Below are 19,445 nucleotides of genomic sequence, written 5' to 3' on the forward strand. Positions count from 1 at the left end.
CTCTTCCGCCATCAGAAGGCCTGCCCGATCGAGATGTAGACGGAGATGCGCGATTCACCGCGCCGGCGGTCGATCGGCGTCGCGACGTCAACGCGGAGCGGACCGAAATTGGTATAGACGCGCGCGCCTATTCCGACGCCGAAGCGGAGGTCCGACAATTTCGGATATTGGCTTTCATAGACCTGGCCCGCGTCCACGAATGCGACCGCGCCGTAATTGCCGAAGCGGTAGCGGCCCTCGAGCGCGAACTCGGTGAGGCTGCGGCCGCCGATCGGAAAGAAAAGCGTGGGTGGCGCCTTGTCGGGATTTTCCGGGTCGAAATCGGGGTTCGGCACGACGGAGCGGGGGCCGAGCTCCTGGAAGCCGAACCCGCGCACCGAGCCGCCGCCGCCCGCATAGAAGCGGCGCGAGGGCGCCAGATTCGCGCGGTCGATACCGAAAATGGAACCGAACCGGGCGCGGCCGGCGATCACCAGATCGTCGCTCACCGGATAATAGGCACTGCCCTCGATGAGGTTGCGGATATAGGGATTGGTGCCGTTCTGGAGCGAGACTTCGGGATTTATTCGCCCGAGTATGCGGAAGCCGCTGGTGGGGTTCAGGAGATCATTGCTGGCGTCGTAGCCGAGCTGCCCCACCAGGCCGCCGATGAAATAGGTATCGCTCGGCTGATCGACGCGGGGGCGACGAAAGCGGGTCTCGTTGGTCGCGATCAGCTCGGCGCCATAGGCCCAGGTCCAGCGCTTCTGCCAGATCGGCGTCGACTCCCGCGCGATGCGGCCGGAGATGAGGGCGGTGTATCCTTCGAAAGCCGGATAGTCGCGGCGGCCGACCTCGGCGCTAAGCAGCACCGTGCGGTCGCGCTTCCCCGCGTTGGAGCGGCGCAAGGTAACGCCGAGCGACTGTTCCTGGGTGCCGGCCACGCCGGCGACCCGGAGCGCGCCTTCGGGCGGGAAGAGATTGCGATGTTCCCACGCCCCCTCGAGCCGAAAGCCCTGGCCGGTGCTGAAGCCGGCCGTGGCGGTCAGCGCGCGCGGCGGCCCCGCATCCTGCCGGACCAATATGTCGACATATTCGGTGCCGTCGGGCGCGGTCTCGCCGGTGCGCACCGGCTCAGCGGAGACGCTGCTGAACAGGTTGGTGGCAACCATGGCTTCGCGCAGATCGTCGACCATGCGGCTGTCGTAGAGTTCGCCGCGCTCGAAGCGGGCAATGACGCCGACATGCTCGGCATCGAAGGCGAGATCGCCTTCGGTGCGATAGCCGCCGAAGCGGGCGCGCGGACCCGGATCGACCGGCAGGGTATAGTCGCCAAGCCCCGTCGCCGGGTCGAGAAGGATGTCGCGCGGCCCGATGTCGACGAAGGGATAGCCTTGCTCAGGCAGCCGCAGCAGCAAGGTCGCTTCCGCGCCTTCCACGACGGCGGCGACGATCGGATCGCCGACCTTCAGCGGAAGCTCCGATCGCGGCAGGCCCGGCGGCACGGTGGCGGGACCGGTGACGATGATCGAGCCGAAATCGTAGCGCTGGCCCGGCGCGGCGGTGAGCACCACCCTCACCTGTCCGGGCTGCTCCGGCACCTGCTCGATCGTCGCGATCGCAGTGCCGTCATAATAGCCTTCGGAGCGCAGCAGGCGGATGGCGAGCGCCTCGTCCTCCCGCGCCCGGGCCGCGATCATCGCCCCGTTCGCCGCTTCGCCGTCCGCCTCCTCAAGGGCCGACAAGTCACGGAATTCGCCTTCGAGGCCGACGTCGCTCAACCCTTCGACGACGAGGCTGTAGCGCACCGGCGCCGGCTGTTCATCGGCTTCCGTGACCGTCGTCTCGGGAACTCTGACGTCGAAGGTGGAGAGGGGCGGCAGCGGCTCCGTCAGCGCGGGATCGGGAAGGCCAGCATCCGGCACGGGCGTAACCCCATCGGCGTCGGGTGGCGACGGTGGCGGGGGTGGTCCCTCGAACTCCTCGAGCGGTTCCAGGGGTTGGGCCAGGGCGGGATCGAGCGACGGTAGCTGCGCCTCGAACTCTTCGTCGGAGACGATCGGTCCCGTCGTCTCGGCTTCCGGTTGTTCCTGCGCCTGAGCCGAAGCCACGGACGGAGCGATCAGCGCTCCGCTCGCTGCCATTGCGATGATCAGCCCTGCTTTGTCCAAGACGTTCCGCCCCCGATTTGAAGGTGAAACGCTTCTCCCCGAAGAAAGTGCCGCGCGGTTAAGCGCTTACCGCGATGCAACCTCCTGGCCTGCCATCGCCGTCGTGCCTTCGGCCGACGGAATGACCGGCGCGGCGCCGTCACCGATGATCGCGAAGCCCGACCAATAATAGGGATGGGAGGTCAGCGGATTGCTCATCAGCTCCGTCTGCGCGGATCTCAGCGCGGTCGCGGTCGAAGTGCCGGGCGCCGCGGTGAACAGGCCGGAGATCAGCCGCTTGGTCGCGTCATAGTCGTCCGGCACCGGCCAGTGGCTGGCGACGACCGAGCGGCCGCCGGCTCCGACGAAGGCGCGCACCAGGCCGTCCAGCGCATAGTCGCCGCCGGTGGTGACGCCCGCTTCCCGAGTCGTCGCCACGGTCGCCTTGCCGGCGGTGTCGCAGGCCGAGAGGATGACGAGGTCGGCGTCGATGCGGAGGTCGAAGATCTCGCGGAAGGTGAGGAGACCGTCCGAGCCGTCTTGGCCGAAGCTGGTCATCAGCGCGGGCCTCGCCGGGCATTCGGGACGCGGCGCCGTCACCAGACCATGCGTCGCGAAATGCATGATCCGATATTGCGACAGATCGTCCCGTTTCTTGATCGAGCTGTCGGTGAAGGCCTCGCCAGTCACGATCGCCGTGTCCTCGCCGCCCAGTATTCGGCTGGCGGTGACGAGCTCCTCGGACGAGATCGGGCGGCCCCATTCGGCGATCGACCAGGAGCAGTCGGCGCCTTCGCTCATCAGGCCGCGGAACAGGCTCTCGGTGCGCATCACGCCAGCGGGAGGGGCGTTCTCGCCGAAGCCGATATAGTCGTGCTTGGCATCCGAACGCGCCGCCTGGCGCACGTCGCGGAAGGAGCGGGCGGAGACGGCGGTGCTGACGTCGCGGTCGCGGCCCAGCCATTGGACGTCGGTGAAGTCGAAGCCGTCATTGTCCGGCCGCGCCGCCTTGGCGAGATAGGCATCGACCCCAGCGCGCTCCGTCACCAGCAGGTTGGCCGGCAGGCGCAGCATCGCCCCGTCGGGCTCGAAGATCAGGTGCCTGACGCTCGCCAGCTCCGCGCTCACCGGCTGGAACAGCTCGCCATAGAGCTTGTGAGCGAGCTCCACGTCGAACGGGTAGGTGACCAGCTGTCCATTCTCCACGGTGGAAATGGTCTCGCGAAGGGCATCGACCTGCCGTTCCAGCTCATCCGGCGCGACGCCGAGGCGGAAGGCCCGCGCCACGGTCGGAGTGATGAAGAGGGCGTAGCCGTCATCCTCGACCATGATCATCTTGAAATAGGCTTCGCCATCGCGAAGCACCTGCTGCAGGTCGGGGAGGGTCATCGCTCCCGCCGACACCACGCGGTAACGCGGAAATTCGGCGAGTTTGGCCTGGGTTGCGATCTGGTCCTTCTCCATCTGCGCGAGCTGAGTGCGCAGTTCCGCCAGCCGCGCCGCTTCGGACGCGGTCGGTTCGGGGAGCGCCGACAGGCGGGAAATATCCACCCGCGCGCGCTCGATGTCGCGGGTCAGCGTCACCGATTGGCGGAACAGCCGCGAAGCCTCGTCGCTGCCGCCGCTGAGCTCACGGGCCAGCACCGCCTGGGTCTGGGCCACGCCCGGGCGGACCAGGACCTGGCTCGCCTTGAACATGTCGGCGACGGCTTCCGGACGCGCCGACTGGTCGGCGAGCAGCGCGAAATAGGGTGCGAGCGTCCGGCGCAGGGTCGCCGAGCTGTTGCCGCTTTCGGCGTTGGCATCGACGATTTGGCGATAAAGTGCCAGCGCGGGCTCGGTCTGGCCGGTGCGCGAATAGAAGGCGGCCAGCCGCGCCTGCGTGTTGAGCAGCGCCGCCGAGCCGGGATAATAAGCGCCCACCAGCGCCACCGCCTCCTTGTGCCGCTGCTCCGCCCCGGCGCGATCGCCTTGCTCCTCGGCGATGTCGGCGAGGCCGCCGAGCAGCTGTCCCCGCATCCAGACGGCTGAGGCAACGCGCCCGCCGCGGATCGAAGCCAAGCGGCCGAGAGCCGCATTATAGGCCGCGGCGGCCGCATCGGGCTGGCCCTGCATGCGCAATATGGCTCCGCGCAGCTGCTGGCCCTGGCTTTCCAATATCTGGACCTTCTCCTCCGGCAGAAGTCCGGAGCCGGCGGCGCTCAGTTGGCGCCCCATCGCCGTCTCGGCGTTGAGGATCGCGGCCGTGTCGGCGTCGATGACGAGCTTCTCGACGTCGGCGCCGGCCGTGGCGGTCCTGTCCGGCAGCGGGCGCTCGAGCTCAGCCAGCGCCGCCTTTGGGCGCTGCCGGTTGAGCAGATGCATGGCGCGGTAATTGCGGAGCATGCGAGTGACGACCGGGTCGCCGGCGACTGCGGCGACGGCCTCGGCGAACAGCCGGTCGGCCTCGGCGAAATTGCCTAGGTTCGACTGCTGCAGCGCCTGGTTCACCAGCGCTTCGCCACGATTGGCACCGTCCCCATTGGCAAGGAGGGCGCCGAAGAATTCGGCCGCCTCGGCGTAGCTGCCGCTGTTGTTGCGGCGATAGGCTTCTGCCAGCGCCCGCTCCGGATCCAGCGTGCCGGCCTGGACGCGCGCGAAGGCGGCGGGATCGCCGGCTTCGGTCGTGGCGATCGATACCTCCCCATCGACGGGCTCATCGGCGACGACGGTGCGGAGGCCGAGACGGAGCGCCGAATCATAGCCGGCAAGGCCTTCGGCGACATAGAGGGTGTCGCCTTCGCGCCATTGATAGACGCGGTAGCCGACGTCGAGCTCCTTCATCCGGCAGGTTGCTGCCTGGACCGAGCCGAGGCCGTCGATCGCTTCTCCACCCGTCGGTCCGCATTCGGCGGTATCGGCCCTAAGCGCCGCCAAACGCGCCGCGGGATCCTCGCCTCTGGTCTTTAAGGCGTAGAGACGGCCGACCGGCGCCGCAGCGTCGCGGCAGACGACCGAATAGGCGCGGTCGAACATGTCCTTGAGCGCCTTGTCCGAGCTGCTCGTCTGGGCCGAGCAAAGCACGCCGCCGCCGGAGCCGATGCGGAACGAATCCCTGAGGCTGATCGACTGCGCCCCCGCCGCCGACGCGGAGGCGAAGGTCATGGCGGCAAGCGCCGCCGCGACAATGGGTCTCGTCCACTGGCTCATTGTTCGTCCCCGCCTTCGTCTTCTTCGTCTTCCTCGTCGTCCTCGGTCCACATCGTGCTGTCGCCGCCGCTGGCTACCGGCTCCTCGATCAGCGCGTCGCTTGAGAGGGAACTGGTATTGACCAAGCCGACGAACCCGGCGCCGAAGCCTCCCGGCCCGTCATCGCCGTCACCACCGCCGCTCGCCTCCGAACCGCCGCCCGACGATCCGCCCGGTCCTTCGATCGGCCCCAGCACGACCTCCGATCCCGATACCGGCGGCGGCACCTCCTCGCCCGGCGGCGGGGGTGGTGGTGGTGGCGGCGGCGGGGGTGGTGGTGGTGGTGGCGGCGGTGGCGGCGGCGGCGGCGGCGGGGGGGGTGGCGCGCCCTCCAGGATGTTCACCGTGTTGAACTCCGATTGTTCGCTGAAGCCGGTGGCGCCGCCGAAGAACTCGACCTCGTTGAAGAAGGCATTCCCGGTGACAAAGCTGCCATCGGCATTCTCGCGGCGGCCGAAGGCGATCACGGTCGCTGGCGCTTCGGCCGTGGTGCTGCCCACGAACAGACCGCCCGACCCCACCGTGATGCCGGCGAAATCGTTCGCGGTTCCCGTATTCTGTACGAACAGCGTTCCGCCCGTGAGGAGCACCACGCCTCCTGCCTGGATGTAACCGGCGGGATTGACCGGGCCGTCGTTGTTCAGCAACGCCGCATTGCGGCCCGTGAAATCGGGATCGGCGGCGAGTTGCCCCGCGAGCGACGTGCTCGCCACGACGACATTGTTCGCGAACAGGCTAAGCTCGCCCGCAAGACCGCCCGCCGAATCGCGCATCGTGATGCTGCCCGTCGGGGTGATGACTTCGAGCCGCTCGTTAGCGAATATCAGGAGGGAATCCTCGGCCCCGGCATTGGCGTAGCGAACATTGCCTTCGATCCGAATGCTCCCATCGCTGAAGAGGCTTGCAGACGCGAGTCCCCCGTCACCCGCTCCATCGATCATGAGGTCGCGGACAATGATCTGGGCGAGGCTTTCGCTCGTCCCGGTCAGCCCGAAGATTCCGACGGACTCGCCCTCGATCCGCGACGCTTCTGCGTCGGTCAGCGTGTAGCCCGGCCCTTCACTGGCGCCGCCGATCACGATCGGGTTACCGTTGCCGAGCGCCGTGAAGAAGACCGAGGACGTGCCCGGAGCCCCGAGCGCCGCGCCATCCCGGATATCGATGTCGGCCGACAGGACGGAGATGGTGGGCGCGAAGATCTCGCCGAGGAAAGTGGCGTTGCCGTCGGTGATCAGGACGGCGGTGTTACCGCCTTCCACGTCGCCCAGGGTGATGCCGTTGACACCCTCGACGATGACCCCTCCGGCGGCGAGCAGAGAACCGGGCGCGCCGTTCACGGTCCCGGCAGAGAGGAGGGACAAGGCTCCGGTAAGCGCGCCGTCGGGCCCGGTCACCCCGAGCCCCGCGCCTGAGGCCACGTCGATCCTCTCGTCCCCGATCAGGCTGAGGACGTCGGATTCGCCCGCGTCCTGGAACCGAACCGCTCCCGCCACCTGGATTATGCCCGGCGTCTCGATGTGGAAGAAGCTGCTCCCGGACGGCGCCTGCGAACCTCTCAGCACCAGGTCTTGGAGGATGATGGCCGGACCGCCGCCCGTGCCCACGTTCGGCGCGTTGATCGAGACGAAGGCGGCGTTGAAAGCGAGCGCTTCGGCGGCATCCAGCACATAGCCGGATCCGGCGCCATCACCGCCGATCACGGCGGGCTGTCCCCCGGCCGCCACGTCAAGCGTAACAGACGAGGTGTCGACACCAGAGCCAAGCCTCGCCCCTTGAGCGATGTTGATATCGGCGGATTGCACGATGATGTTTCCGCCGCTCACCGTCCCGGTGAAACCGGCCGTGCCAGAGGTTTCGAGGAAGACGGTGCCGGTACTCGTGCCGGTGCCGACATGGCCGATGCTGAGGTCGCCGACGGAAGTGACGTCGACGCCATTCAGGCCATTGATCCGGCTTCCGGCGCCCGCGTTGAAATTGCCAGCGCTGGTGAAGTCGACGAAGCCCGCCCGAATCGTGTCGGCGCCGACAGGCGGGTTGCTGTGGGAGACGGTGAAGTTGCCGGTGGAAGCCATCTGGAGCGTGCCGGCCACGTCGAGCCTCCCGGACCCGGCGGCCTGAACCGCGAGATCTCCATCGGCTTGGATCAGGGCATTGCCGCTGCTGGCGATGACGCCGTTGTCGACCTGAACGAGCGTGCTCCCTCCGGAGTCCGTGACGAGGCTGGCCGCCTGGACCCTGCCGCCGTTCACCGCCTCGAGAGTGAGATCGCCATCCGTGCTCAACTGGAGGGTAGTATTATCGGTGACGGTGAGCGTGCCGCCGTCGACGCTCACCAGCGACGGAGCGACAGGTGTGGGAGTCGAAGTATCGCCGACCAGATCCAGGCGCGGCGTATCGCCGGTCACGGTCAGGTGCACATCCGCAAAGGTGGCATCGCTCTGGACCACTTCCAGAGAGGCTCTCCCGAACTGGCTTTCCCCATCGACGCCGCCCTGGCCACCGATTCCGGCCGTGTTGCCGGTCAGCGTACCGATCGTCACCGTTGCCCGGTCGGTCGTCTCAAAGCGGTTGGTGAGGAGCGCACCGACGTCGCCGCCCGAACCGACCCCACCTTGCGCCGAGCCGTTGCCGCCGGCACCGCCCGTGCCGTTGGCCGTCAGCAGAACCGTCGAGGCAGAGAGGGTGCCCCCCCGCGCCAGAATGCCCGCGCTGCCCCCGGCGCCGGCGCCCCCGTCACCGCCGGTGCCGGAAGAGGTGCCGCCGGCCCCGCCGAAGCCGCTGGCGTCGACGCTCACGGCATTGAAGACCGCCGCTCCTGTCGGCGTGCCGTCTCCGAGGCCGCTGGCCGTTCCGATGTTGACCGGGAAGCCGCCGAGCCCGTCGCCGCCTCGCCCGCCCGCGCCGCTGCCGTTGCCGGCTCCGCCGACGCCGCCCTGGCCCGTTGCATTGACGCTTAGCGTGTCGATCCGGAGCGTGCCGTTGAGCGACTGCGCGATGGCGCTCGGATTGCCGCCCTGACCGAGGCCGCCGGCGCCGCCGGCGCCACCGCTCACGCCGGCACCGCCGTCACCACCCGTGCCGACCGCCGTCAGCGTCACCGTGTCGATGTCGACCAGGTTGGGCGTGGCCGCGTTGAACGCTGTGACCGCGGCAAAGCCGCCGAAGCCGTTGCCTCCTGCTCCGCCGGCCAACCCGTCCCCGCCCGTGCCGTTCGAGATGATCGTCGCCGAAGTAGCTGTGATCTGCCCGCCACCGAAGGAGTCGAGGAAGCTGCCGCCGCCGGTCTCGTCGCCGGGGCCGTCGCCGCCGAAGCCAGCGCCGCCGAAGCCACCGTTGCCGCCGGTTCCGCTCGTATCGAGCGTAACGCCGGCCAAAGTGACGGTGCCGGGATTGGTGAAGACTTCCGCTCGTCCGCCGGTTCCATCGCCTCCGACGCCCACCGGTCCGGCCGCACCGCCGCTACCCTTGGCGGTTACGGTGGTGGCGCCCCCGACTGTGACACCCCCCGTCCCGTTGGCGAACAGGAGCGCCGTTCCTCCCTGTCCCGCGCCACCGGTCGCCACCGCGCTGGAGCCGGCGCCGAAGCCGCCGGCTTCGATGACGAGGTTGCCGCTGACATTCAGCTGCCCCGCGGTGGCGGAAGCCGATGCCAGTCCGCCGGTCCCGTCGCCGCCGATCTGGGTCCCAAAGCCCCCGTCGCCGTCGGCCTCGATCGTCACGGAAATTTGAGTATTGGTTCCGCCCTGGACGTTGATCGAGCCACTGTCGGCGGCGAGGATCGCGCGTCCTCCCGTACCATCGCCGCCGGTCGTGCCGGAGCCGCCGAGGGCGGCGGAGTCCACATAGACATAGTTGGCGGTGATCTGACCGCCGGTCGTCTGCACACGGGCCTCACCGCCCGTGCCCGTGCCGCCGTCGCCAAAGGCTCCCTGCCCGCCCGGCCCAGCTCCGCCCTGACCGCCGGCGCCTCCCGTCGCGCCAGCGTAGAGCGACACCGTCGAGAAGGTGGCCGTGCCGCCGACGACAAGCTGCGTCAGGCCGCCGATGCCATTGCCTCCATTGCCGCCGGTGCCACCGACCCCGGTCTGGCTGTCGGCGCCCGGGCCGCCGTTACGGCCCACGCCGTCTGCGAAAGCGTCGAGAGCTCCGATGGCGAGGCTGTTGCCGGCGTCGGCCAGGACGGTCGCCGTTCCACCCGTGCCATCGCCGCCGCGCCCTCCCGTCGACAGCGAGCCGGTGTGACTGCTGGTGCCGAAGCCGCCGAAGCCCTCGGCCAGCACGCGCGCGCTTCCCGCATTTATTTGGGATGATGCCGAGCCGCTCCGGACGGCAATCTCGGCGAGGCCGCCGGTGCCCGTGCCGCCGATCTGCGATCCACCGCCGCCGCCGCCTTCCGCGATCAGGAAAAGATCATTCGTGGCGGAAACGTTGCCGCCATTCACGGCCGAAACCGACGCGGTCCCGCCCAGACCAGTGCCGCCGACAGTGCCGTCCCCGCCGCTCGACAGGGCCTGGAGCGAGGCACGCGAGACGGTGATCGAGCCACCATCGGCCGTCAGACGCGCGGAACCGCCCGTGGCGCCGCCGCCGGTGCCGGCACCTCCCGCGTTTCCGCCGAAGGCATCCGACTGAACCCGGGCTTCGCCCGTCACGGCGAGGGAGCCGCCATTATTCGCGAACAAAATGGAGGTGCCGCCCGTCGCGCTGCCGCCATCGGCATCGGCGCTGGCGTTGAAGTTCGAATCGGCGAAGCTCGTCGTATAGACCTGGGCATCGCCGCCGATGGAGACGGTCCCTCCGTCGGCTCCGATCGACGCGCTTCCGCCGTTTGCGCTACCACCCGCCGTTCCGGTGTCGAGACCGCCACCATAGCCGGAGGCGAGCACATTGGCGTCGCCGGATACCGCGAGGCTGCTGCCCGCTTCCGCCAGCATTGAGCCGGACCCGCCGGTGCCGGTCCCGCTCGCGCCCGAGCTTCCGATATTGTCGCCGCCGAACCCGTCCACTGCAAGGAAGGCGGAGGTCAGCGTGAGGGCACCGCCCCCGGTCGCGAGAATCTCGGCGGCGCCGCCGGTCGCGTTGCCGCCGCTGCCGCCCGCCCCGCCAAGGCCATAGGCGTGCATGTCCGCGCTGGTCGCCTCGACGGAAACGCCCCTGACCGTGAGGAAGGTCGCGCCGCCGGTCGCGGCCCCGCCATTACCATTGCCCGCGCCGCCCGTCCCGCCGTCGCCGCCTTCGGCATCCGAGCTGAGGTCCAGGGTTCCGAAGCTGGCGCTGCCCGCCAGAGTCAGCCCGTCGCCGTCACCCAGGAAGGAGCCGGCCTGGGTCGTGCCGCCGGAAGCGGCACCGCCGGCGCCGCCGGCCTGCCCCGTTCCGCCGATGCCCCCCGCGCCGCCAAGCCCATTGGCCAGTAGCGTAACGTTGCCGAGGGTGAGCCTGCCGCGATCCGCCTGCGCCAACGCAAAGGCGCCGCCCGAGTCCTCCGTGCCGTCGAACAGGCCGCCGCGACCCTCGCCGCCCGCGCCGGCCGCGATGGCACTGCCGTCGCCCGCACCGCCCAGGCCGCCGGTACCCGACGAATCGAGCAAGGCTTCGCCGCCGGTGATGGTGCCGCCGGCACTCGCCGTCTGGCGCGCCTCGATATAGGTGGTGCCGCCGGTGCCGGCGCCGCCGGTGCCGCCAAATTCCAAGGAGGCATCGCCGCCCGTGCCGACTGCGGAAATATTGGCGGTGGTGAGATTGACGGTGCCTGCGAAAGCCGTGATGCCGGCGCTGCCGCCCTGTCCGGCGCCTCCGGCCTGGCCGAAGCCGCCGTCCCCATCCGCACTGAGAAGGGTCGACCCCGTTATGTCGATCTGGCCGGCGAAGGCGGTGACGGCGGCGAGGCCGCCGGTGCCGGCCCCGCCCGTGCCGCCGCCGCTCGAATCGATATTGCCGCCCCGGCCCTCGGCCTGCGCCGTCACGTTGCCGTTGATCGTCAGCGTGCCGCCGCCGACGGCGGGATCGAAATCGCCCGTGGAAAGGGTCGCCTCGCCGCCAGTCGCCGCCGCGACAACCGTCCCCGTGCCGCCGAGCAAGCGCGCCGACACGCCGCTCGCATCGAGTCCGGCATTACCCTGAACGGTGACCGCGCCGCCATTCTGCGCGAAGAGGCGCGCGAAGCCGCCCGTTCCCGCTCCGCCCTGCGAGGGGAGGCCTTCGGAAACGCCGCCCTGCCCATTCGCCTCAATGAGCGCATCCTGCGCGATGTCTACGGTGCCATTGACATTCGCGAATATCAGCGCGGTCCCGCCAGTGCCGGTGCCGGCGCTGTTCGTCTCGAAATCGACGCCGCCGGTGCCGTTGGCGCTGACATGGGCGCTGCCGCCGACCGTCAGCGTGCCGCCCCCCTCTGCGTAGAGAAGGGCTTCGCCCGCCACGGCATCGAAGGAGGAAGGATTGCTCGAAAAGGACAGGTCGCGGCTCGCGTCGACGCTGACATTGCCGCCAATCGTCACCGTCCGGCCGCTCACCGCGCCGACATGCGCCCGCACGCCGCCGTGCACGATTAGATCGCCGGCGAAGTTGGTCGACTGCGTTCCGCTCGCGGCGAATAAGTCGGTCGCGGCGAATCCCAGCACGTCGGAGGTCCAGTCGCCCCCGTTGATGTGGAGGCTGGCCGGGCCCGTGGCAGCCGGCTCGGAAGAGAAGCCCGTGTCAAAGATTTCGTGGCCCGCCGAAAGGACGATCTGCCCATTTTCGACCGCGACATTTGTCGCCGCATCAAATCCGACCGTGCCTTCGAGCAGCATGGTCAGCGCCTGGTTCTTCGGCACCGCGACCATGTAGATGCGGTGATTGTCGCCGACGCCGGTGCTCGCATCGCCGCCTGTCGTGCCCGTATGAACGATGCCATTCGCATCGCCGGTGCCGGCGGAAACGAGAATGTCGAACAGGCCTTGGTCGATGAAGATGTCCACCGCCTCGGCCGCGACATAGGCAGCGGTTCCATTCACATCGACCGAGCCTGCGTGCTGAATGCGTGGCGCTGCCATTGCCACATAACTGCCTTCCGGACTGGCGATGATTCGCGAACCCGGCATGGTGACAATGGAAGCCGTGCTGTTCGGCGCGCCCTGCAGCTGAATGAAGTTGCCGCCGCCGTCCCAATTGCCGGTGCCATCGTCGACCGGATCGAGCGTGGTGAGCAGGAGGCTGCCGACGTCAAAGGTGGCGTTGGCGCCGACAAGGATTCCGCCGGGGCTGTAGAAGGCGACGGTGCCGCCCCGCACCGTCGTCTGGCTGGCGTCGCGCAACTGGCTGATGACGGTGCCGTTGAACTCGACGATGCGAGTCGGATCGGAAGGTAAGATCCGGTTGAGGACGGAGAAGCCGGTAATGCTGGGGTCGCCATTCTCGAAGGTGGCGACGTTGTTGGCGGGCAGGAAATCGATGTTGCCGGTGCCAGAGCTGTCGTTCGGGGTCCAATTGATGATCGTACGGTCGCTGAACAGGAGGATAGTTTCCGTGCCGACGCCGGTCGACCGTTCGAAGCTGCCTCCGTCGGGGGTGCCTTGGAAGGCCTGCGCCGAAACTTGTTCGGCGGGGAGGAAGGCGAGCGCGGACGCAAGGGCGCTGCCGAGAAGAAGCCCTCGGCGACGCGCCCTCAGGCGGGATGTGGAAGACCGTTCGAGCATCATGCACTGAGCCGTCATCAGAAGCTCCATGGCCATAAGCGGGTGGTGAGGGAGACGAGGAGGCGCGGGTCCGGCTTTTCCGTCGCGAGGACGCCGGCGCGCTCCAGCGGCACCGCGAGCGCGACGTCGAGCTGCAACCGATCGCCATAAAGGGCGCGCAGGCCGCCGCCGATCGACGTCAGGTCCTGGCGGACGTCGCGGGCGTTCAGCCGGTCCTCGTTCCAAACCCAGGCCGTGTCGACGAACAGGTATGGCTGGACGGACAAGCTGTCCCTCGTCTGCGGAATAATGCTCCCGAAACGGACTTCTGCCTGAAAGCCGAGGCCGTTGTCGCCCAGGAGCGTGCCCGGATCGTACCCGCGCCCGACCGTGTAGTTGCCGACGGAGAACTCCTCGAAGCTCAGCAGCGGATCGCGCGTCGCCTGGCCTTTCATGCCGAGGGCGAAGGCGATGTTCGGCACCGGCCGATACTCGCCATAAGCGTTGAAACGGAACACGGTGCCGGTGGGATCGCCTTCGAGCCGGCTGATCGGCACGGCGCCCGCCGCCCGGCAGCGCGCGAAGCTCGGGCCGCAATCATCGCTGGCGCCCAGCAGGTCGAGACCTTGCCGCAGTTCCAGGCCGCCGAGGAAGCGCCAGCGCGGCTCCGCGATCGAGTATCCCCCCAGCCGATTGATGCTGTCGGGGTCGGTCGCCTCGAGGTCCAGTCGCGCGAATGCCACCCTCAGCTGATCGCGCGTCAGCGGCAGGTCGTTGAACCGCACCTTCTGATTGATGATGTCGAGCCCCGCGGCCCCTCTCAACGTCTGCGCCTGGGTGCGGATGAGGGGGTAGGCGGCCTCGACCGTGGCGAGCAGCGTGCGCGCCTTCACATCCAGCCGCGGATCGCCGAGATCGGGGTCGGCCCAGGCATAGGTGAACTGGCCCGAAAGGGTCAGCCCCTCGCCGCCGAGGCGGAAGTCATGGCCGAGCTGCAGCGTCTGCTGCTCGTCGAAATCGGCGGTGCTGAAAAAGGCGACGGTGGTGCGGTCGCCGAGACCGGTCAGCCCGTAGAACTGGCCGCGCAGCAGCCCGCCCCAGCGGCCGAGATCACGCGAGCCGAAATTCTGGACGTTGAAATCGACCTGGCCGGGCGTCCGCAGGACCGCGACCTCACCGATCACCTCGCCCGGCGCCGCCTCGGCGGACCGCAGGGAAAGACGGACGTCATAGCCGGGAAGATCCCCGGCGAGCAGCAGGTAACGCTCCGCATCGAAGCGGTTGAACACCTCCTGTTCGGTAAGCCGCTCCAGATAGGCGGCGATCGTCCGCTCGGCACGGCCGGCGTCGCCGCGCACGCGGACGCCCACCAGCTTCGCCATCAGCACCTTGAAGCGGACCGTGCCGTCGGCGATGCGCTGTTCGGGCACCTGCACGGCGGCGATATAGCCGGCGTCGCGCAGGATCGTGGCGGCACGGTCGCGTATCTCGCAAACCACCGCGATCGGCTGCTCGCTCCCGAGATAGTCGGCATAGGCGGGACGAAGGATCTCAGGCGAAACGGCCTTCAGATCCTCGAATATGACGTTGCTGACCGTGAAGGTGACGTCGCGATAGGCGGGATCGGCGAGCGCGCAGGGCGCGCGCTCTATGCCACCCTCCACCGTGAGCCGCGGCTGCGCCTCGACGGTGGGGCTGAGCGGCACGCGCTCCACCTCCTCGCGCGTCGGCGCGATAGGTCCGGTCGGGACGTCCTGCGCCGTGGCCGGCTCCCATGCGAGCACGGCCGCGACCAGGCATAGTCCCGCCGCATGGGCATATTTGCGAATGCCCCCCTCATGCGCAGGATGTTCTTGTCCCCCGCCTGTCGCGACGTTGATTTCGTTCGCGCGCCGAAGATCAGCTCGGCGAGCGCCTCCCCCTTTTTCTTCCCTCATGACCATCCCACATAGGAGCCCCCTGTCGTCATGAACTGTCGCCAATGACGAGATTCGGCATCATAGACGGATTCGGTGGAACGGTGAAAGAGCTTTTAAGGAGCTGATCTAATTCGGGAAGACGTCGCCACTGAGACGTCTTGACAAGGCGGCAAAGCTTCGGGCGCTTCTTCGCTCCGGCGACAAATTGGTTGCCGCCCGCGCCCAGTAATGGCGGAGAAGAGTTGGATCGACTTCGAGCCTGTGGTTCGGATCAAGAGCAGACGCAGGCAAAAGAAAAGGGCGCCCCGATCAGGCCGGGACGCCCCCCATAATCTCGTCCATCAGCGCTTACGGGCTGACGGGCGCGCCCTGATCGTCGTCATCGCCGCCGGCCCACACAACGAGGCCGATCGCGACGAGAACGCCGCCAATGATGAGCCAGGTGGTAGCTTCCGACTCCCCAGCACCGCTCTGGAGCAGCGCGGCGGTGTTGACGGAGGGTGAGTTCGCGGTTTGCGCGAACGCAGAACTCGTCGCAACCAGCATGGCGCCGGCAGCAAGAGCAGAGACTAACTTGGAGGCCATTACTATCTCCCTGTTACCAAGCTGAATCGCTGGGTGCGCGCACAATAGCGACGGGAACTGGACTTTTCCAGCGTTTCAGCAAGGCCTGCTTCTGAACAGGCAAGTTGTTGCTTGAACGACACAATGGCCGATTCCCCATCGGAACCGGCACAGCCCGATGTATCGAGTACCTTTATATATTGGGCGGTAGTCCATATCGGCCGGTCCATTGTGCCGCCGTCGGCGCTCCCCTAAAGACCCGGTGTCGTCCAGCAGTGGGGCCACAATGAGCATCCTGGTTACCGGCGCCGCGGGTTTCATCGGCTTTCACGCCGCGCGCCGGCTGCTGGCACGGGGCGAAGCGGTCGTCGGCATCGACAATCTCAATCCCTATTACAGCGTCGCGCTCAAGGCCGCTCGCGTGGAGCGGCTCCGCCAGGAGCATGGCGACGCCTTTCGTTTCGTCGAGGTGGATTTCGCCGACGAAGATGCCCTAGCTTCCGCCATAGACGCGACGCCGTTCGACCGCATCCTTCATTTGGGCGCGCAGCCGGGGGTGCGTTACTCCATCGAGAATCCCGGCGCCTATCTCCGCTCGAACCTCGCCGGTCATCTCAACATTCTCGAGTTGGCGCGACGGCGGGACTGTCCGCACCTCGTCTACGCTTCGTCATCATCGGTCTATGGCGGCAATGAAGCGCTGCCCTTCAAGGTCGAGGACAGGGTGGACCACCCGCTGTCGCTTTACGCCGCCACCAAGAAGGCGGACGAGCTGATGAGCGAAACCTACGCACATCTCTATCGCATCCCGCAGACCGGCCTTCGGTTCTTCACGGTCTACGGGCCCTGGGGCCGCCCCGACATGGCCGTGTGGCTCTTCACCCAGGCCATTCTCGAGAGACGCCCCATCCAGGTGTTCGGCGAGGGCCGGATGCGGCGCGACTTCACCTATATTGACGACATTGTGAGCGGCGTCGTCGCCACCCTGGACAATCCGCCCGAGGATGACGGGGAGACAAAGGCGGGCGGGAGCAAGGCGCCGCACCGCATCTACAATATCGGCAACAACCGCAGCGAACCGCTTGGCCATATGATCGAGATCGTCGAGGCCGCCTGCGGCATGACTGCCGAGAAGATTCGGCTGCCCATGCAGCCCGGCGACGTCCGCGATACCTATGCCGATATCAGCGCCATCGAGCGCGACCTTGGCTTCCGGCCCACCACCTCGATCGAAAAGGGCATCCCCCAATTCGTCGCTTGGTATCGCGATTACCACCGAATCTGACCGAATTTGAGGTCGTCATCTCCGCGCACCAGGACAGGCACAGGAACAGCTCAAGACGAGGTCCGGATCGTTACTCGACTGGTCGATTTCTTCGGGTGTTGCAGCAAAGCCATAATGGCTCATTGATTTTTCTCCCGCCCCTCGCTTGCCTCAGCGGCGGCCGTATCCTCCACCCGCATACAGGCGAACTCGTTACATCGGGAGAAACCGAGCTGGCTTAGAGCGCTGCTAACCGGTTGTTCTTATTTGCCTTTTCTTCACCCTTCAGAACCGCCGCTCAACCCGCGAACACACATCGGGCGCTTCCGGCCGAGGGCGCATCGACTGCCTTAAGACGATGGTAACCACCGCTCCTTTATGCGGCTCAGCGCTGTTCCTTCGCGTGGCTTTTCGGGGTGGACAGTCAGAGGTGGCTCGGATAATTAGGTCCGCCAGATCAAGAATAAGCTTATGCGTAATGAAGGGAGAAGCTGACGTGGTTTTCAAGGGACTTATCGCCGCGACGGCCGCTGTTGCTCTTGCGGCAACCCCGGCGATCGCCGCGGGCAACACTGCCAATATCGCTCCGGCGTCTGAGACGGTCAGCGGTTCCGAGCAGATGAGCAGCTCGGGCTGGATCATCGCCGCCTTCGCCATTCTCGCCGTCATCGGCGGTGTCGTGGCTGCGGCCAGCAACGGCGACGACGCTCCGGTCAGCCCGTAACTTACGGCTCTTCGGAAAGATATTGGCCGGGTGAGATCGCTCTCATCCGGCCATTTGCTTTGTACCCAATAATCGCGGTCGCAGCCGTTGGAGCGGGTTACATCCTGCGCTAAGACAGCAGGGCATGACGCTCCCCCTTCTCTTGCTGATCGCCGCCGGCGCCGCGACGCCTCAGTCCGTACCGGCCGCGGCATCCCCTCGATCGGAGGCCGAAACCGCCGCGGGTTCGCCCTCCTTCCTCCGCGAGGCGGACTATAGGGTCGCGAAAATAGGCTATCGCATCGGCCTCGCCGGCCGGGAATTTTGCCCGGAGCCCTATCCGCTCACGGGGATGTCTTTGCATCATCTCGCTGAATATGGCGCTGCCGACCGTGCCAAGGCGGCCGAGCTTTACGGCCTCGACCGCGGGCCGGGAGTGCTCGCCGTCGTCGAGAACAGCCCCGCCGCGCACGCAGGTCTGATCGCGGGCGACGTCCTGCTCGCCGTCAACGGCCGTGCCTTTCCGTCGCCGGTGGAGATGGCGCGCGGTCGCGACAATGAGGAAGCACGACCGGCCATCGAGGCGAGCGAGGCGATGCTGGAAGCGGAACTGGAATCCGGTCCCGCCAGCCTGACGCTCCTCCGCGGGGAGCAGGAAGTGTCGGTGCGCCTGGAGGCTCTAGCCGGCTGCCCGGCACGGGTAAGGCTGGCACGATCCAGCCAGGTCAACGCCTTCGCCAATCGCGGCTATGCCATCATGACGACGGCGCTGCTCGACTTTCTCGAGAGCGACGACGAGCTCGCCGTCGTCTTGGGGCATGAGATCGCGCATACCATCCTGCGTCATCCGGCGGAGCTGGAGGCGTTGGGCGTTCCCCAGGGCGGTCCCCTCCGCAGCTTCGGCAAGAATGCGAGCCGGGTGAGAAAGACGGAGGAGGAAGCGGATCGCCTGGGCATAAGGCTCACCTGGGCGGCAGGCTATGATGTCACGGCCGCCATTCCCTATTGGCGCCGTTACTACGGTAAATATGACCGGTTGCCGCAGCTGTTCCGGACCCATCCCAGCCTTGGCGCTCGCGAGCGGCTGATCCGGGACGTGATAGCGGAGCTGGACGGAGCCGATTCAGATTTGGGTACGCAGCGACCAGAGCTCGGGGAAGGCGCGCTTCGACAGCGTTGACTGCAAATAGGGCACACCCGCCGTGCCTCCAGTGCCGCGCTTGAAGCCGATGATCCGCTCGACCGTGATCACATGCTTATGGCGCCAGGTCGCCATGGCATCGTCGACGTCGACCAGCTTTTCCGCGAGCTGGTAGAGCGGCCACCATTTGCTGGTATTGCGATAGACTTCGAGCCAGGCGGCCTCCACGGCCGGGCTCGGCTCATAGGGGCGGCTCCAGTCCCGCTCCAGCACCTCCGCCGGGAGAGCGAAGCCCGCCCTCGCCAGCGCGGCGCTCGCCTCGTCCCACAGGCTCGGCTGGTGAAGCGCCGCGGAAAGCCCGGAATGACCTTCCGACCCCTCCTCCTGGTAGCGCAAATGCGCCTTGTCCTTGATGCCGAGGAGGAACTCCACCTGACGGAACTGTGCCGACTGAAAGCCCGAGCTGGTGCCCAGCACGTCCCGGAAGCTCATGTAATCGGCGGGAGTCAGCGTCGCCAATACGTCCCAGCTCAAGGTCATCACCGCCTGGATGCGCGACACGCGCGACAGGCTCTTGTGGACCTCGATCAGCTTGTCCGCGCGGATCAGGTCGCGCGAGAGCTTCAGCTCGTGGATGATTTGCTTCAGCCACAGCTCTTTAGTCTGATGGATGATGATGAACAGCATCTCGTCGTGCAAATCCGAGCTCGGGTGCTGCGCGGAGAGAAGCTGGTCCAGGGTGAGATAGCTGCCATAGGTCAGCGATGTGGAAGGGTCGTCGTTCATGGTTGCGCTCTACATGCCACAGGGTGACCGAGGAATACGGCTAGGCCAGGCCTGCT

General features: G+C 67.4%; 9 protein-coding genes. 3 read left to right on the top strand and 6 right to left on the bottom strand.

Features of this window, described 5'->3' with window-relative positions:
* Positions 1 to 11: 11 nt before the first annotated feature.
* The 5 genes from DF286_RS05380 to DF286_RS05400 form a co-directional block, all read right to left on the bottom strand.
* Complete coding sequence (locus tag DF286_RS05380; RefSeq protein ID WP_341533230.1) at positions 12 to 2,150, bottom strand: autotransporter assembly complex protein TamA; 2,139 nt, start codon at positions 2,148 to 2,150, stop codon at positions 12 to 14.
* Positions 2,151 to 2,216: 66 nt separating this feature from the next.
* Complete coding sequence (locus DF286_RS05385; protein WP_170303938.1) at positions 2,217 to 5,318, bottom strand: CHAT domain-containing protein; 3,102 nt, start codon at positions 5,316 to 5,318, stop codon at positions 2,217 to 2,219.
* Positions 5,315 to 13,051, bottom strand: a complete 7,737-nt coding sequence (locus tag DF286_RS15465; protein WP_109270498.1) for a hypothetical protein — start codon at positions 13,049 to 13,051, stop codon at positions 5,315 to 5,317. The genes DF286_RS05385 and DF286_RS15465 overlap by 4 nt, the downstream gene beginning before the upstream one ends.
* Positions 13,051 to 14,796, bottom strand: a complete 1,746-nt coding sequence (locus DF286_RS05395) for a ShlB/FhaC/HecB family hemolysin secretion/activation protein (RefSeq protein ID WP_243444727.1) — start codon at positions 14,794 to 14,796, stop codon at positions 13,051 to 13,053. The genes DF286_RS15465 and DF286_RS05395 overlap by 1 nt, the downstream gene beginning before the upstream one ends.
* 483 nt (positions 14,797 to 15,279) lie before the next feature.
* Positions 15,280 to 15,516: a hypothetical protein gene (locus tag DF286_RS05400; protein WP_109270499.1), complete on the bottom strand. Its 237-nt coding sequence runs from the start codon at positions 15,514 to 15,516 to the stop codon at positions 15,280 to 15,282.
* Positions 15,517 to 15,781: 265 nt separating this feature from the next.
* Here DF286_RS05400 and DF286_RS05405 point away from each other — a divergent pair, with 265 nt between their 5' ends.
* The 3 genes from DF286_RS05405 to DF286_RS05415 all read left to right on the top strand — a co-directional run bounded on the left by DF286_RS05405 (position 15,782) and on the right by DF286_RS05415 (position 18,642).
* A complete protein-coding gene (locus DF286_RS05405; RefSeq protein WP_109270500.1) occupies positions 15,782 to 16,780 on the top strand; it encodes an NAD-dependent epimerase/dehydratase family protein in 999 nt (332 codons plus the stop codon).
* A 475-nt stretch (positions 16,781 to 17,255) separates the two neighbouring features.
* Complete coding sequence (locus DF286_RS05410) at positions 17,256 to 17,483, top strand: hypothetical protein (RefSeq protein WP_146193568.1); 228 nt, start codon at positions 17,256 to 17,258, stop codon at positions 17,481 to 17,483.
* Positions 17,484 to 17,607: 124 nt separating this feature from the next.
* Positions 17,608 to 18,642 carry a M48 family metalloprotease gene (locus DF286_RS05415; protein WP_109270502.1) on the top strand — a complete coding sequence of 345 codons (1,035 nt, stop codon included), beginning with the start codon at positions 17,608 to 17,610 and terminating at the stop codon, positions 18,640 to 18,642.
* Here DF286_RS05415 and DF286_RS05420 read toward each other — a convergent pair.
* Entirely contained in the window at positions 18,586 to 19,389 is an 804-nt protein-coding gene (locus DF286_RS05420; RefSeq protein WP_109270503.1) for a tryptophan 2,3-dioxygenase, read from the bottom strand. The genes DF286_RS05415 and DF286_RS05420 overlap by 57 nt on opposite strands.
* Between the last annotated feature and the right edge of the window lie 56 nt (positions 19,390 to 19,445).

Origin of the sequence: Sphingosinicella humi (genome assembly GCF_003129465.1) — a bacterium.
Lineage (GTDB): Bacteria > Pseudomonadota > Alphaproteobacteria > Sphingomonadales > Sphingomonadaceae > Allosphingosinicella > Allosphingosinicella humi.

Excerpts from the sequence above, each read along its gene's own strand:
- DF286_RS05385 (WP_170303938.1), bottom strand. The coding sequence starts at position 5,318 with ATGAGCCAGTGGACGAGACCCATTGTCGCGGCGGCGCTTGCCGCCATG.
- DF286_RS15465 (WP_109270498.1), bottom strand. The coding sequence starts at position 13,051 with ATGACGGCTCAGTGCATGATGCTCGAACGGTCTTCCACATCCCGCCTG.
- DF286_RS05400 (WP_109270499.1), bottom strand. The coding sequence starts at position 15,516 with ATGGCCTCCAAGTTAGTCTCTGCTCTTGCTGCCGGCGCCATGCTGGTT.
- DF286_RS05405 (WP_109270500.1), top strand. The coding sequence starts at position 15,782 with ATGAGCATCCTGGTTACCGGCGCCGCGGGTTTCATCGGCTTTCACGCC.
- DF286_RS05415 (WP_109270502.1), top strand. The coding sequence starts at position 17,608 with ATGACGCTCCCCCTTCTCTTGCTGATCGCCGCCGGCGCCGCGACGCCT.
- DF286_RS05420 (WP_109270503.1), bottom strand. The coding sequence starts at position 19,389 with ATGAACGACGACCCTTCCACATCGCTGACCTATGGCAGCTATCTCACC.